18 protein-coding genes are annotated in these 15,181 nt (G+C 32.1%); 13 read left to right on the plus strand and 5 right to left on the minus strand.

From position 1 onward, the window contains the following. Positions 1-83 precede the first annotated feature (83 nt). The 4 genes from cydB to ACQH1V_RS06430 all read right to left on the minus strand — a co-directional run bounded on the left by cydB (position 84) and on the right by ACQH1V_RS06430 (position 6,055). A complete protein-coding gene (cydB, locus tag ACQH1V_RS06415; RefSeq protein ID WP_341749476.1) occupies positions 84-1,103 on the minus strand; it encodes a cytochrome d ubiquinol oxidase subunit II in 1,020 nt (339 codons plus the stop codon). Positions 1,104-1,186: 83 nt separating this feature from the next. Next, positions 1,187-3,745: a UvrD-helicase domain-containing protein gene (locus ACQH1V_RS06420; RefSeq protein ID WP_425360217.1), complete on the minus strand. Its 2,559-nt coding sequence runs from the start codon at positions 3,743-3,745 to the stop codon at positions 1,187-1,189. A gap of 46 nt (positions 3,746-3,791) precedes the next feature. Further along, positions 3,792-5,306 (minus strand): tetratricopeptide repeat protein, encoded by a 1,515-nt coding sequence (locus ACQH1V_RS06425; RefSeq protein ID WP_425360218.1) that lies wholly within the window; start codon positions 5,304-5,306, stop codon positions 3,792-3,794. Between the two features lie 5 nt (positions 5,307-5,311). Beyond that, entirely contained in the window at positions 5,312-6,055 is a 744-nt protein-coding gene (locus ACQH1V_RS06430) for a hypothetical protein (protein WP_425360219.1), read from the minus strand. Positions 6,056-6,349: 294 nt separating this feature from the next. On the opposite strand from ACQH1V_RS06430, the gene ACQH1V_RS06435 reads away from it, so the two are divergent. Then, a complete protein-coding gene (locus tag ACQH1V_RS06435; protein WP_425360220.1) occupies positions 6,350-7,150 on the plus strand; it encodes a polysaccharide deacetylase family protein in 801 nt (266 codons plus the stop codon). Positions 7,151-7,862: 712 nt separating this feature from the next. On the opposite strand, the gene ACQH1V_RS06440 is transcribed toward ACQH1V_RS06435, so the two are convergent. Next, positions 7,863-8,126: a hypothetical protein gene (locus ACQH1V_RS06440; protein ID WP_425360221.1), complete on the minus strand. Its 264-nt coding sequence runs from the start codon at positions 8,124-8,126 to the stop codon at positions 7,863-7,865. Positions 8,127-8,584: 458 nt separating this feature from the next. Here ACQH1V_RS06440 and ACQH1V_RS06445 point away from each other — a divergent pair, with 458 nt between their 5' ends. The 12 genes from ACQH1V_RS06445 (at position 8,585) to ACQH1V_RS06500 (ending at position 15,020) form a co-directional block, all read left to right on the plus strand. Continuing rightward, positions 8,585-10,255: a phage major capsid protein gene (locus tag ACQH1V_RS06445; protein WP_425360222.1), complete on the plus strand. Its 1,671-nt coding sequence runs from the start codon at positions 8,585-8,587 to the stop codon at positions 10,253-10,255. An 18-nt stretch (positions 10,256-10,273) separates the two neighbouring features. After that, a complete protein-coding gene (locus ACQH1V_RS06450) occupies positions 10,274-10,810 on the plus strand; it encodes a head-tail connector protein (protein ID WP_425360223.1) in 537 nt (178 codons plus the stop codon). A 19-nt stretch (positions 10,811-10,829) separates the two neighbouring features. Continuing rightward, positions 10,830-11,168, plus strand: a complete 339-nt coding sequence (locus tag ACQH1V_RS06455) for a phage head closure protein (protein WP_094649739.1) — start codon at positions 10,830-10,832, stop codon at positions 11,166-11,168. Further along, on the plus strand, positions 11,158-11,592 hold the full coding sequence (gp17, locus tag ACQH1V_RS06460) for a tail completion protein gp17 (RefSeq protein ID WP_239832760.1): 435 nt from the start codon (positions 11,158-11,160) through the stop codon (positions 11,590-11,592). Before ACQH1V_RS06455 ends, gp17 begins: the two co-directional genes overlap by 11 nt. Before the next feature lie 152 nt (positions 11,593-11,744). Then, on the plus strand, positions 11,745-12,041 hold the full coding sequence (locus tag ACQH1V_RS06465; RefSeq protein WP_341748838.1) for a type II toxin-antitoxin system Phd/YefM family antitoxin: 297 nt from the start codon (positions 11,745-11,747) through the stop codon (positions 12,039-12,041). 5 nt (positions 12,042-12,046) lie between these two features. Then, positions 12,047-12,292 (plus strand): Txe/YoeB family addiction module toxin, encoded by a 246-nt coding sequence (locus ACQH1V_RS06470; RefSeq protein WP_341759019.1) that lies wholly within the window; start codon positions 12,047-12,049, stop codon positions 12,290-12,292. 126 nt (positions 12,293-12,418) lie between these two features. Then, on the plus strand, positions 12,419-12,595 hold the full coding sequence (locus ACQH1V_RS06475; protein WP_341748839.1) for a nucleotidyltransferase domain-containing protein: 177 nt from the start codon (positions 12,419-12,421) through the stop codon (positions 12,593-12,595). 167 nt (positions 12,596-12,762) lie between these two features. Next, positions 12,763-12,915: a hypothetical protein gene (locus ACQH1V_RS06480; protein WP_157905688.1), complete on the plus strand. Its 153-nt coding sequence runs from the start codon at positions 12,763-12,765 to the stop codon at positions 12,913-12,915. Further along, positions 12,912-13,502 carry a phage distal tail protein, Rcc01695 family gene (locus ACQH1V_RS06485; protein ID WP_341759021.1) on the plus strand — a complete coding sequence of 197 codons (591 nt, stop codon included), beginning with the start codon at positions 12,912-12,914 and terminating at the stop codon, positions 13,500-13,502. Before ACQH1V_RS06480 ends, ACQH1V_RS06485 begins: the two co-directional genes overlap by 4 nt. Then, complete coding sequence (locus ACQH1V_RS06490) at positions 13,499-14,272, plus strand: DUF2163 domain-containing protein (protein WP_341759022.1); 774 nt, start codon at positions 13,499-13,501, stop codon at positions 14,270-14,272. Before ACQH1V_RS06485 ends, ACQH1V_RS06490 begins: the two co-directional genes overlap by 4 nt. 141 nt (positions 14,273-14,413) lie before the next feature. Continuing rightward, positions 14,414-14,587 (plus strand): hypothetical protein, encoded by a 174-nt coding sequence (locus ACQH1V_RS06495; RefSeq protein ID WP_250310584.1) that lies wholly within the window; start codon positions 14,414-14,416, stop codon positions 14,585-14,587. Further along, positions 14,574-15,020: a DUF2335 domain-containing protein gene (locus ACQH1V_RS06500; RefSeq protein ID WP_094649503.1), complete on the plus strand. Its 447-nt coding sequence runs from the start codon at positions 14,574-14,576 to the stop codon at positions 15,018-15,020. Before ACQH1V_RS06495 ends, ACQH1V_RS06500 begins: the two co-directional genes overlap by 14 nt. Positions 15,021-15,181: the final 161 nt, after the last annotated feature.

Below are 15,181 nucleotides of genomic sequence, written 5' to 3' on the forward strand. Positions count from 1 at the left end.
CAAATATTAGCCCCACTAAGTATAAAATTACAAACCAAAGCCATTGTTTGCATTTCTGAGAAATAAAAATTTTTTTCAATTTACTAATACATTGGGTGATGAGTTGATTTTCCACGGAATATATAATAACAATAAATTGTATAACCTAATATTATCGGTAAAAGTAACGCAGCTCCTACCAACATTAGAGATTGTGATTCGGCTATTGCTGCCGATTGCCATAAAGATATTTGATATGGTACGGTAAAAGGCCAGATGCTTAAAATTAGCCCTAAATAGCCCAGAGTAAAAAGTAAAACTGAGTAACAAAAAGGTTGGTATTCTTTATTTTTATAAAGAGTGGTGAATAACATAAATAAGGTAAAAATAGTTAAAATAGGAATGAATGAGAGATATGCAAAATTAGGCATAGTAAACCAAAATATACGAATTCTCTCGTTTAAAAATGGTACCCATAAACTTACTAATCCCATAAATAACATAACATAAATTAATACATATGCTGCAGATTTACGAGCCCATATTTGCGTATCTTTGTCAGTTTTCATGATAAGCCAAGTACAACCAAGTAGGGCATAACCAAATACCAGAGCAATACCGGTCATCAGAGAAAAAGGGGTGAGCCAATCAAAAGCATCGCCAGCAAATACCCTGCCATCCACTTTAATGCCTTGGATAAAAGCTCCCAGCATAATTCCCTGAAATAAGGCGGCAATGATAGAACCAAAATGGAAAGAATAATCCCATATGTAACGATCCTTTGGAGTGGCTTTAAATCTAAACTCAAAAGCTACCCCGCGAAAAATTAAGCCCAAAAGCATTGCGATAATTGGTATATAGAAGGCTGACATTAAAATTGCATAAGCCAGTGGGAACGCAACAAATAATCCCCCACCACCTAAAACTAACCAAGTTTCATTACCATCCCAAAATGGTGCTATGGAATTCATCATTTTATTGCGGCAATCTTGAGTAGGAGCAAATGGAAATAATATACCAACCCCCAGATCAAAACCATCTAGTAATACATACAGAAATATTGCTATGACAATTAGTCCACCCCAAACTAAAGGTAAATCTATATAGGGGGCAAAGTTAAGCATGGTTGTTGTTCTCATCAATTGACTATAACAGCTATTATACCTGAATTTTAGAGCCTATGCTACCTTTATCTTGTGTTAAAATTTTACTCAGAAATAACCATTTCATAAACTATAATCCCATTATCATGTAGCTTACCATGCATATTCATTGCTCTAGAAACTAACTCATACCAACAATTTTGTGGCAGCTTATTACCACTTGACTGGTAACCACATATCACTAAATGATCTTCTGCCCTGGTCATTGCCACATAAAGTAGTCTGATATATTCTTGTAAGTCTTTTTGTTGTTCCTGTTCCTTGAGAGCTTTAAAAAATTCTGGGCTATTAGATGATTGGGGGACAGAGAACACCTTACCATCTTGATCCCAAATAAATTTATTGCTGTTAGTTGGCACTGAGCTAGTATCACACAGGATAACAATCGGTGCTTGTAGCCCTTTAGAAGCATGAACAGTCATGACTTTTATCTTACTTGACGATTCTAAGTTTCTTTTAACATCAATTTTGTTATTTTCAAACCAATAAACAAAGCTTTGCAGCGAGCTATCGATATTATTAGCATAATTTACACTTAAATATATCAATTCATTTATTACATCATTACTATCAAATCCATTAGATTCAACTAGAATTTTTCTAATATCCCAACAATCGACAATCAATGAGAAAAAATTCCGACAATTGGCAACTTTGTATAGCTGTAGAAAATAACATAGTTTATTATATATATTTGTATATTCTGGTATATTTTGCAGATATTCCCATATAGAATTCTTGCCACGAGAAACTGCAAGCAACTGTAGTTCTTGTTCACTCATGCCGATTATTGGGGATTTTAATAGACCAATCAAATTCAAATCGTCTTGAGGTAGTAGCACAAATTTTGCTATGGCTATTAAGTCTAATACTGATAAACTTTTATCTAAAGTGATTCGGTCAACATCTTCTACTTGTAAACCATGTTGCTTAAGACAATTAATAACTTCAAAAACCAACTCATCTCTCTTACGTACCAAAATCATAAAATCTGATTCTTTAACTTCGGAATTAGTGGCATGTAAGATTCTTTGGCTTGCTATCTGGCTTTTTATAAAATTAGCGATTTGTTCCGCAAGTACTTGCTGAGCAGATTTGGATTTATTATGCTCTTCTGGTAAGGGCCAAAATAATTTAGTCTCTTTCTCTCCTCTAACTAGTGGCCAGAGTTCTACTATACCTTTATCATTTTGACGAAATGGTAAAATTTTAGGATTCTCAGAGGTAAATAATTGAGGGGTAGTGTTTTTAATTTGTTGTAAAATTAGATAGACAATATCGATAATTTTTTCAGTAGACCTATATGACCATTCAAGAGTAATATTTTTGAAATTTTTATTTGCCTCAGAGAATTTTTTACATAAATTTGCATTAACAGAATTAAAAGAGCTAAGATTTGCTCCTTGGAAGCTAAAAATTGACTGTTTTTCATCACCCACAACAAAAATAGTACTCTTTTTATGCTTAGTGGTAGAATAAAACTCTGCTATAATTGCAGTGATAATGCTCCATTGTTCAGGGCTAGTATCTTGTGCTTCATCAACAAGCAAATGCTCAATTCCACCATCAAGTTTATATGACACCCAATTTTTGGTAGTATCATCTGTTAATAATAATTGTGTCAAATAAATTAAATCATCATAATCCAGTAAGCTGTTCTCAGTTTTATAGGACTCATATTTATCAAGAAAAATTTTTGCCAAATTACACAACAAATTTGAATAATTTTCCATATCTTGCATTTTAGTTTGCTGCCCTAACTGAAAAACTTTTTCTTGAATATATTCAAGTTCATTCAATAATTTTGGATAGTTTGTTGCTATAGATTTGGGCAACATATTCTTACGCTTAGTACCTTCTTTAGTAAGAAAAAATAGTTGAATTTCTTGATCTAGGTTAATAGCTATTGAGTATTTTGCCAGTAATTGCCGAGCATGGCTATAAAGTTCTGATAATTGCTCAGGAACATAAGAATTAATAGTTTGATGTTCTTTGTAATCCACTTGCTTGGCAAATAGTTTCTTAAACTTAATCTTTTGCTGGATTATTTCAGAAAAAATATCATTGATGGTTACTTCATGGAAGTTTGTCAAAAAGAAACTAATCAGCTCATTATAAGTTGGATCTAAATAGATTTGGTTTCTTATTTTGTTAATAACCCCTTGTGCTGTAATATCATCAAGAATCTGAAATTCTGGATTGATACTCGATTCCAAAGGAAATAATTTAAGCATCTTTTGACAAAAAGCATGAATAGTATAAATGTTAATTCCATCTTCAGAGTTTAGTAGTCTGTAATATAAAGTCTTGGTATATTGCACCTCACTTTCTAAAGGCTCCCTAGTAAGTAATAAACTTAACTCTTTCGTCAATTTAGCAGTTCCATCTACAGCAAATTTAGCAAGCTTATTTCTAATTCTACTCTGCATTTCAAGGGCAGCTGCATTAGTGAAAGTTAGGCATAAAATTTTGTTAAATGCCACCCCTTCAATCAGCAATCTGAGTACTCTATCTGTTAAAATTTTGGTTTTGCCTGTACCGGCTGAGGCAGAAACCCAAACAGAATATTGGGGATCTGATGCTTGTTGTTGTAATTCATTCATTTTATAAAAAGAGTCCTACTATTTAAAGCAAAAATATACAGCTCTTTTATTTTTCTTTTGCCCATAAATCCATATCATATTGTTTACAATACTCAAACATAGATACAGTATTAGGATAATTTATGCCAAACTCCTTTACTTGCGGTTTACCAAAAAATTTATAATTAGATAAGTCTTTTGCTTTACATGCCGCTTTAGCTCCTTGAGTATATAAGTAACTAACTTGAGCCACATTTTTTCGATTATCTCTATATAAATAATAATATATGGTATAAGCTTTATTATAGGATTCCATAGCTTCTTTTATGTTATCTTGAGCAAATAAAATATCACCTTGTGCTACATAACTAACCGCTAAATCTGGATCTTCCGAATAATCTGCATCTTTGGGATTCCTTAGTTCATCGGCTAAAAATATGGAAATGGCTTTATTAACATGATCTGAGGCTTGCTCTAGCTTACCTAGCCCTAATTCACTTCTTGCCATTTGGGTAAGAATGCGACCTAATATTTCAGGAGGTATTTTTTGGGAAGATTCACACAAATTGTATAATTTCTCAACTTGAACATATGCTTCTGGGTATTCTTTAAGATAATTTAATAGTTCTGCTTTAAGTAAATAAGGATGGACAAGAACTATGTCATCAGGACTTAGCCCATTTTTAATACATGTTTCTATAGTTTTATTAACTTGCTCTAATGATTCAATATATTTTCCCTGTATAAATAATAACCTTGCCTTAGCACTATGTATATAACTTATGTCATTTTTATCTATTAAACCTTCATTAAACATTTTTTCTATAATTTGAACGTTCTTTTCGGCTTCTTGAATCTGTCCTAATGCAATATTACATATTGCTAAAACAAAAAATAGATTCCCTTTTAAAGACTCATACCCTTTCACATTATCGAATACTTCTTTCGCCCTTATATAATATTTTATTGCTATCTTATAATTAGAATACCTATGATACCCCCCTATTGATTGTAAGTAACCTGCATAAGTACGCTTTTCATCATTACTCATTAACCATAATTTAAATTTTCCTTCTTGATTAGCTTTGTTAAACCAGTTAACCTTTTTTTCTGCACAATAACTATTAAGAGAATCATTGTACTGAACTATTAATTGTAAATTAAGTGCCATAATTTTATATATATTTGTGTTATATTTCTCTGAATTTTTTAAAATTATTTCAAGATTTTCTTGTATAGTTTTAGCACTTCTGAAAATACGAGCCTGTAATGCACTCTTTGGTATACAATTTATTAATTTGGTAATAATATCCTCTAAATAAGCTTTATTACCTTCGCTACAATTAATCTCAGCTATTTTCTCAGCAATAACATCGTGCATTTCAAAGATCGGATTATTTTCATTAGAATCAATGTTAGATATTAAGGCAAATTTAGACAATTGATAAAGATCATCATTCAATGTACTTTGATCATCAGTAATAATTTTTAAAAATTCTTTCGAGAAACCTTGATTATTTATTAAGGCTATTTTATTTAGTAATTTTTTAGCACTTGGCTTTAATTCATTGATAGTTAACATAATGTTCAATTGAATTTTATCTGCTGCTCGTTGGGTTTTTTTTTCTTATATTCTGTTATATCTAAACCTTGTACATTGTTTAATAATTGTACACCTTGTGCTATCAGGATAGGATAGCCAGCAAATTCTTTGCTCAAGAATTTTACTATTTTTGGATCATTGTTTTCTAGAATATTATTAGCAAGTGTAATCGCATCACTTTTTGTAAAGGCAGTCATTTTAATTATATTAGGTAATCTTTCACTATCTTGGGAGCAAAATATAACATGCCCGTTATTTTCCCAATCAACAAATTCTTGAACTTTTTTATTTTCACTGACTTTCAGATTATCAAATATCAATAACCATTTATCTTGATTCGATAAATAGCTTATTACTTCTTGTTGTACTAACCTCATATCTTCTGATACTAGATTAGATTTAGCAGTACTATTAATAGCTTGAGCTAGCTTTAGAAACTCTTGATTAATATCTAAATTACAGTCAATAAACCATATGAGTTTATAATTATTTTGATTCTCATAACAATACATTCTAGCAAGTTGGGTTTTCCCCATACCACTAGTTCCTATAATACTTGCTTGTCGATGTTTATCTAAATTATGTTTGAGTAGCTTTAGTTGTTTAGTATGATCGACAAAATAAGTAACTGGTGCAACAAAATTAGATACCTGGTTAGATATTTGTTGTTGAGCTAATGAATTAAGAGGCATTATAAATATCAGTAGTAATATAAAATATTTACTCATTTCTTTTGCTATTTATAAGTTATATAGTTGCCTCACAATTTATTTAACTATACTCTTTGATTATTGTCAACTATTGATTCTACGGTTGCATATTATTTGGTATAGACATTCAATATTTCTTTTGGTACAATAGGAGGCTGCTTACAATAGACCTTATATCTTGAAAATGTGATATAAGGTCTAATAACTAAAAGTAATTCTATATTTGGTTAACGCCATTGCTTCGTTGGTTTATGCTTTTTTGCGATGACTTCTGTTGGTTATAGATAAATACTAAAGGTTAGCTATATTTTTATGCCAAACAGATTAACTGAGGAATATATGAACATACTAAGAACTCTTGTAAGATTAAACCATTTTTGTTTATTGTTATTTATAACAAGTATATTTTATGCTGGCTTTTCATACGCTAGTTATACCATTTATATCACTTCAGACGATGGACCGCTTAGAGGAACAGAAAATGTCGTTGCGGTTATGACTGGAGAAAAGATACCCGTTACCATGTTTATGGTAGGATTCCACTACGATTCTAGTAGTTGGTCAAAGGGTGTTGTGAATTTAGCTAAGAAGAGTCCTTTTATTCAGATAGGGAATCACAGTTATTCTCATGCTTATAATCGCTATCAGCAATTTTATCGCGATATTCCATCGGTAATTAATGATCTTAAAAAGAATAATGATACGCTAGGTTTAAAAGGTTCCCATATTGATACTAGACTTCCTGGGAGGAATGTATTCCGTCTCCCTAACTTAACTAGAGATGATCCGTATATTTCAAAACAGGAAGATCAAGTTGAAAAGATAGATGATAATGCTATGTACAAGAATGGTTTTTACCTATATGGATGGGATTTAGAATGGACTCACTATAATGATGGTTGCCCTATACAATCTGTTGAGCGTCTAGTAGAAGAGATAGATGCTAAATTTGCAAAAAAAGATACTGCATTACCTAATAAATTAATTTTATTAATGCATGATGAGATGTTCCAAGATTGCTTCAATGGTAAAGAAAATTTACGAAATCTAATTAATGCATTACGCAAGAAGAATTATAAATTTGATTTCATTAGAAATTATAATAACCATTGATATAGTCAATTCAGGAGAATTTGGGGCTAGGAGCGATGGAGTGCATAGGCGTCAGCAAGAAAATAATAATTGAAAAACTGTCATTATGAGCTGATATATCCCCACGAAATTAAGCATGACAAAGCTCTGTCTTTATAATAGATGCCAGGGGTTCTAGCAATGGTTTTATGGCATGCAAATAATTAAATTCAATAATAAATTTCCCAAGGATAAAATACGAATAAATCTTTTTATCTTTTACTGTCAAGTCTCCTGCAACATCAAGTAACGCATTTAAACGATTATTATGTATAAAAGGACAATGTTCTTTTATTACTTCGATTTAAACTGTTTTTACATCCATAACCTACTATCTCTATCGATTCTTGCTATTTTGCAACAATTTCGTGGGGATACATCACAACTGTTGAAAGTTAGAAGGTAAAGCGGGTTTTAGATAGGTTTTCTGTCATTGCGAGACCACGTAGTGGTCGTGGCAATCCATCTTTGGTTACTTTTATGGATTGCTTCGTCGACCTAAGGTCTTTCTCGCAATGACGTTGACCACATACGATTTTTAAACTATCCGGTCTAAAACCGCTTCCTCTTATAACTTTCAACAGTTGTGGGGGATACATCAGCTCGCAATGACGCTGAGGCTAAATATTAAACTGAATATTTGTAACTAAACTTCAAAAGCTGTAAAAACAGCTTTTGAAGTGGTGAAGTTATCTTACTCTGTAGGGGGCTGCTGAACTTCTGCTCCTAGCAGTGGTGGGTGAGCATCAGGGGCGGTACTATTAGGGATTGGAGTTGATAGATCAGAGGTTGTAACGTTTAAATTGTTATTAACAACAGAGGTATCAAGATTTGGCATATCCAAATTGTTATTAACTGGTATAGGTAGGCGTATGCCATTAGCCATCCTTAAGGCAGCAAGAAGCGTTGCTGGGGTAACATGATTGGGAAGGGGTAAGTTATTGGTGTTATTTCGCATATATAAAGTCTCGTATTATAATTGTTAAAGAGAGATTGTATAATATTTAGTAAAAAACACAAGATTAATTTTTATTAATAAGTCGTCATTGCGAGCCACCGTAGGTGGCGTGGCAATCTATTTCTAATCACTTTTCTGGATTGCTTCGTGACCTTACGGTCTCCTCGCAATGATGGTTTTTCAATTGTTGTTTTCTTAATTGCTGACGCTTATGTGAGTAGGCGGGAATCTAGACCCCGCACCAAAGCAGGGGTGACAGGAGAGTAGGTATGACAATAAGTCGAGTAGGATGGCATCCTTAGGCAGAAGATTTTTCTTCTATAGTTTTCCTTATTAATAAACGTTTATTGAATATATTTTAAAAATATTTGATAAAAATCAATATTTTTTTTCTAAAATACTTAGTGCTAGAGATTTTTAGTATATATTACCTATAGTTATTGCAATTATGGGGTAATATGTATATTGAAAACTTACAGCAAAATCAAGCCATTCAAAATTTAATCATAAAATCTGTTACAGATAATAACGTAGTTATTTCAGGTTATGCTAGTGTTTATAATATTTCTGATCAGCATAATGACCTAATTGCTAAAGGGGCTTTTGCCTCAGCCAATCATTTATGTATCAAGTTTCTTTGGCAACATGATTGGCAACAGCCAATAGGGGTGATTAAGTCTTTGACGGAAGATGATTACGGCTTAAAAGTTGAAGCTATAATTAATAATAAAATCGACAAAGGTAAAGAAGCTATAGAGCTTGTTCGCCAAGGAGCCGTTGATGGTCTTTCCATTGGTTTTAATATAAAATTAGCAAATTACAATAACTTAAACCAAAGAATAATCACTGAAGCGGAATTAATTGAGGTGAGTATCGTAACTTTTCCAGCCAATTACCATGCCAAAATTTCGCATATCACTAAACAAAGATACTTAAATGATTTGAATATAGTCAATTCAGGGGAATTGGGTAGCAGGAGCGATTTCTCGTCAATTTATAATTTGGGCAATAAGCAACGGGCTAGTAATCAGCAAATTTGCGATAGCTTTTCTTTAAAACAAAAAAATGTAAAACATTCAATTTTAATGGAGAATAAAATGCATACAGAATTAATAACAAAACAAAATAACAATGAAGTAAAAATTAGTGAGTTACAAGAAAAAGTTTATAATTTAGAAAATTTTCTATCTCGTCCAGAAATAGGGGGGATGCAAGATATTGAGCATAAAACTGCTTTTAATAATTATATTCGCAAAGGTAGCCAAAGTGAATTAATCGAAAAATCTTTAAATAGCGGACCTGAGGAAGGTGGAGTATTGTTAGTACCGGCTTTATATAATAGTATCATTACTGAGATTAACGCTAGATCACCTATGCGACAATTAGCATCAATCGAAACAATTTCTAGTAATGCCCTTGATATAGTAATTGAAGAGGGGAGTTTTGCTAGTGGTTGGGTTGGTGATTTGCAAGCAAGAGAAGAAACAACTGCCTCTCGGCTAAAGCAACAGAGAATCTTTGTGCATGAGCTTTATGCTCAGCCAAAAGCTAGTCAAACTTTGATAGATGACTCAGCTATTCGGATAGAGAATTGGCTGATAGAACGATTAAGAGATAGTTTTGTTAAAGCAGAAAATGAGGCGTTTATTAATGGTGACGGTAAGAAAAAGCCAAGAGGTATCTTATCAAGAGCTCGTGATAAAATAGAGCTATTTGAGATGGGGGGACAAGTTACTGCCGAAAAATTATTAGATTTCATTAATTTACTTGATGAAGAATATTTGGCAAATGCTACTTTTTTGATGAATCGTACTACTTTATCAGAAATTCAAAAACTTCAAGATAATAATGGTCGGTTTATTTGGCAACAGTCACTGTCTGATTCTTTAAAGCAAACAATATTTGGTATATCGGTGCTTTGCTGTTCTGAGATGCCGCCTATCAAGGAAGGTAATATGGCAATTGCTATAGGTGATTTTAAATCAGCCTATAAAATCATAGATCGTGGTGGTATTAGTATAATGAGAGATCCCTATACTGATAAGCCATTTGTCAAATTTTACGCAGTTAAAAGGGTAGGGGGCGACGTAGTGAATCATAGTGCTATTAAGCTGGCTATGTTTAGTTAACCTATGTGAAGTAGTTATATGTATAAAAAAAATACTTTTAGGATTACTGAATTAATGCCTCAGGCTATTTGGACTCTAGTGGAAGTTAAGAACTATATGAGAATAGAAGGCGATTATGATGATGATTTAATTAGCAGCTTGATAGATGCTGCAATTATGGCTGCTGAGAATTTTACTAAACTTACAATAATAACAAGGCGGGTAGAGTTTGTTTGTAATATTAAAAATCAACAAAATTTTCAGTTAAAATACCAGCCGATAAAGGAATTAGTGAAGATTACTCTAACAAATAACAGTCAATCTATGAAGCTGCAATCTGATCAATATTACTTAGATCACGATCGATCATTATTATGTTTGAATAAAAAATTAGAAAATTATCAATTAATGGTTGAATATATTGTGGGTTATGATAAAATGCATATTCCAGCTTCAATAAAGCATGGCATATTAATGCATATAGCAGAAATGTATGATAGGGAAAGGCAAAATGCTACTTCTTTATCAACAGAAATTAAGAATCTATATCTAGCGTATAGGCAATTAAGAATATAAGGCTTTTGGAAAGGTAAGAATGAAAAAATCAATAGCACGTACTTTACAACATCAGGTGAAAATTCTAGAGAATTTTTCTGTAAGTGAGATAGAACAAGAAAAATGGCAAGAGAAACTTTCTACTTATGCTGAAATAAAACCTATTTCTGATAATCGATTTACCTCGATAGAACATTTGAATTTTGGTCATATTATGACTGAAGGGTTTTATGTGTTTAAAATGAGATTTATCACCGGCATTACCACCAAAATGCGTATATCATTTAGAGATAGGCAATTTGAAATTAAGCGGATTATTAATGTTGAAGAAAGAAGTAAATTCTTGAATATTATAGGGTTAGAAATATATGTCTGTTAATTTTATTCATGATTTTCACATGAGCATATATAACTTATTATCTGGGGAGCCGGATATTAGGCTTAGTGTTGACCGGATTTACATATCGGTAGTCCAAGATGCAAAATATCCGTTCTTACTAGTAAATATTTTGAAAGTTGAAAATATTTCAAGATTAGGGCAGGATATTTACCAAGTGGAATTTGAGATAAGTGCTTTTGCTAGGGATAAAAATCAGGGGCTTTTAACTTTACTGGCGGAGAAAATTACTAATAAATTAACAGCTAATTCGTGTATTCTTCAAGATTACATTGTTGCTGGTATGAAAGCTTGTAATATAAATTTTCAGCGTAGTTCTGACCTTATTACTACTAAGCTTACCATAGATTACAAAGCATTGTTAAAGGAGAACAGAATTAGCAAAAATTGCAATAAAGGGGGTTAAAGATATTAGACCTCTTGCAAAACTCGCTTATGCTGAGGAATTTGAAGGAGACGCTTCACCTCGAACCGCAGCGTACTCTAGTGTATGTGAGGAGCAGAGTACCGCTATCACGTACAAATTGCCAGCAGAAGTAGAGTTAGGCAAGAGGTCTATTGATTAACAGTGCCATATATAGTACTGTTAATCAACATTTTATAGGAATAATTATGGCATATTTGGTAGCTAGTGAGGCTAGGAAGAACTTATATAAATTAATAGATATGGTAGCAGAGGAGCATGAGCCAACAATAATAAAAGGCAAAAGAAATACAGCAGTTTTAATTTCAAAACAAGACTGGGAAGATATTCAAGAAACATTATTGGTAGCAAAAAATAAAGAATTAAGTCAATCAATAATCAAAGGTCTTACTACTGATTTTAAAGATTGTAAGACAAAATTGGTGGATTAGCTTAAATGTATAGTTTGTATTTTACTAGCGATGCTTGTAAAGATTTTAAAAAGATTAAGAAATCACCTTTGCAGAAACAAATATACAAATTACTAGAAATTATAAGCAATGATCCATTTCAAAATCCCCCACCTTTTAAAAAGTTAAGGGGTATGTATTTGGGAGCTTATTCGAGAAGGGTTAATTTGCAACATAGATTATTTTATGAGGTAGATAAAGATACTACGCATGTGGAGTCATTATGGAGATAATTAAGAACTATAAGTTTGAAAAACTTCTATTGCCAAGAATGAGGATATAGAAACTATAGTCAATTCAATTCAGGAGAATTGGGTAGCAGGAACGATGGAGTGACGCCTATAAATAATGGGTGAGCATTGAGCAACAACGTCCCCAACTGCTCATCAATTGACTATATTGCAATCTATCTTAAAAAATATCCTTATATATTTAAGGCATACGGTTCACGTGTTAAAGGTCGTCATAGAAAATTTTCTGATCTTGACCTTTGTATTATGGAAGCAGTAAGTGATCAACAATTGTGTAAGTTGTAAGAAGAATTGGAGGAATCTGATTTAACTATTAAAGTGGATATAAAAAGATGGCTTGTTGATATGGATAAGGATTTTAGGTCGCTAATAAAAAATGATCTTATGCTATTAGAATGATATAGGTTAGGAGACTGCCTACGCTAATTAATTAATAAAATCAAAGGTAGATTATGAAAAAATGGCAATTACAAGAAGCTATATTTAATTCAGAAGAATTGGCTAGCAGGAGCAACGACGTCACCAACTTCTTATTAATTGACTATAATGATGAGGAGAAATTATTTGAAAGAGTTCAGGGTAAAGCAAGGGATATTGAATTATGAATTTTCATGATATACGTATGCCGGAATTTATTGAAACTTTTGCTGTTGGTAAACCGGAATTTGCTATTTCTTGTGCTATGACATTATCAGGTAGAGAAGTAAGAAATTTAGATAGAGAATATGCTAGACAAAGATATTTGATTAAAAATTGTCGTCTGAGTAGTTTTGAATTTGAGCAATTTAGCTCTTTCTTCAGAGCAAGAAGGGGAGGGAGTTTTTCTTTTCGCTTCAGAGATAATGTTGATCATCAAGTATCAAGGCAATTCATTGCTGAAGGCGATGGAAAATTAACCCAATATCAACTGATTAAATTATATGATGACCCAATTTTACCCTATGCTAGAACAATTAATAAACCGGTAGCTGGTAGCGAAGAATTTTATGTTAATGGTGTAAATTTGGATGTTCAGCTTGATTATAATACTGGATTAATAACTTTACCAAACCCATTAGATAGGGAGCAAATTTTGACAGGTAGTTTTACTTTTGATGTAGCTGTACGATTTGCTAATGATAGTTTTGAATATTCGTATTCTTCTGATGGGTCAATAGAATTATCGCAAATAGAGTTAATGGAGGTTATATGACAGAATATATTGATAATTCCATAGCGGTACATAATTTTACTTATTGTTTCCATATCACGCTACAAGACGGTTTGGAGTTGTATCTTACTGAATCTGATAAATCTTTGTCAATTGATGGGATAAGATTTATGCCAAATTCTGGAATAACTTTAAAGGAAGGGGTTTTTAATGATTCCGCACAGAATTACATTATCTTAGAAGGAGTTTTTGAGAATAATGGAGTAGAGCAACATTATGATTTGACCCAGGCTATGGTCAGAATTTATACTAGTTGTGCTGATTCTTATAAGCATTTTGTTACTTATTGCTGTAGCCTTTATACTAAAAGGGATTTAGATTTTACTTTACGTTTAGAGCCAAATATGGGATATAATCAGTCGTTACTGCAATCTTTTAGTAAAAAATGTCGTGCTAATTTTGGAGATTTAAAATGCAAAATAGATAAAACAGTTTATAGTCAGATATATAATATTCAGGAAATATTTGGCAGAACTATAGTCATTTCAGATATTGATAAAGAAAGTGGTTATTTTAATTATGGGGATGCTATTTTAGCTAATGGTCAATTTTATAGTAAGATAATTAGTCATTCTGGAAATGTAATTATATTGGATCAATTAATTCCTGATAGTATGAAGTGTAATAAAACGGTTGATCTTACTATAGGTTGTGATAAAAACTTTATAACTTGTTGCAATAAATTCAACAATGCAGTAAATTTCAGAGGAGAGCCATTGATTCCTGATGATAATTTTATAAAAGTGATTTAGAGGAATTTAATCGTCTATTAGCGAGGAGCTACTTTAGTAGCGATGCGGCAATCTAATGAGTGTGGATTGCTACGACCATTACATGGTCTCGCAATGGCGGGAATGACGTAATAAATATGAAAATTAAATGAATAAAACCAAATGAGTAAAGATTTTGTAAGGCATTTCCTAACTGGTTTTTTTAGTATATTTAAAATATCTAAAACAACAATAAGAAAGAAGCCAGAGACAGATTTGTCTGAGTATTTTGTTAAAATAGAAAAATATATTAATTCAACATTTCAAGAAATAAAAAAAGAATATGAAAGAGAGTAAAAGCTTCTTTGCTAGTAATAATAGATTGAATAAAGGATATTCAAAAATTAACAATAATCCTAGAGAAAAAGATAATAGCTTCTATCGTAAGAAGTTTGAGCATGTTATGCCGCCTATAGATTTAATGGAAGAATATGAAAATCTTCATCCAGGCACCTTGGCAAAATTAATTGTTATGGCAGAGAAAGAACAAACGCATAGACAGCAAATGGATATTAAAAGTATTGAGGTTTATGAAAACATAACAAAAAAAGGGAGAGTTAGTGCGGTTATATTTATGATAATGGTCTGTATTACTACGCTAATTTTAGCAATGTTCGGGCATTTTATGATAGCTAGTATTTTTACTGTTTCAGTATTTTTAGTTATAGGAGCTGGATTATTCATATCTTCTACTAAATTTACCAGGCAGAAAGATTATCATAGAAGATGACAATAGCTACCCTGAAAAATTGTGGTTTCCGTACTCCTTGCAATGACTATAAGTCTATAACTCGTCATTGCGAGCGAACGTATGTGAGCGTGGCAATCCATTGCTAATTACTTTCTTGGATTGTTTCGTCGATCTAAGGGCTTCCTCGCAATGATGCTTAT

The organism is Candidatus Tisiphia endosymbiont of Ceraclea dissimilis (assembly GCF_964030735.1).
GTDB lineage: Bacteria > Pseudomonadota > Alphaproteobacteria > Rickettsiales > Rickettsiaceae > Tisiphia.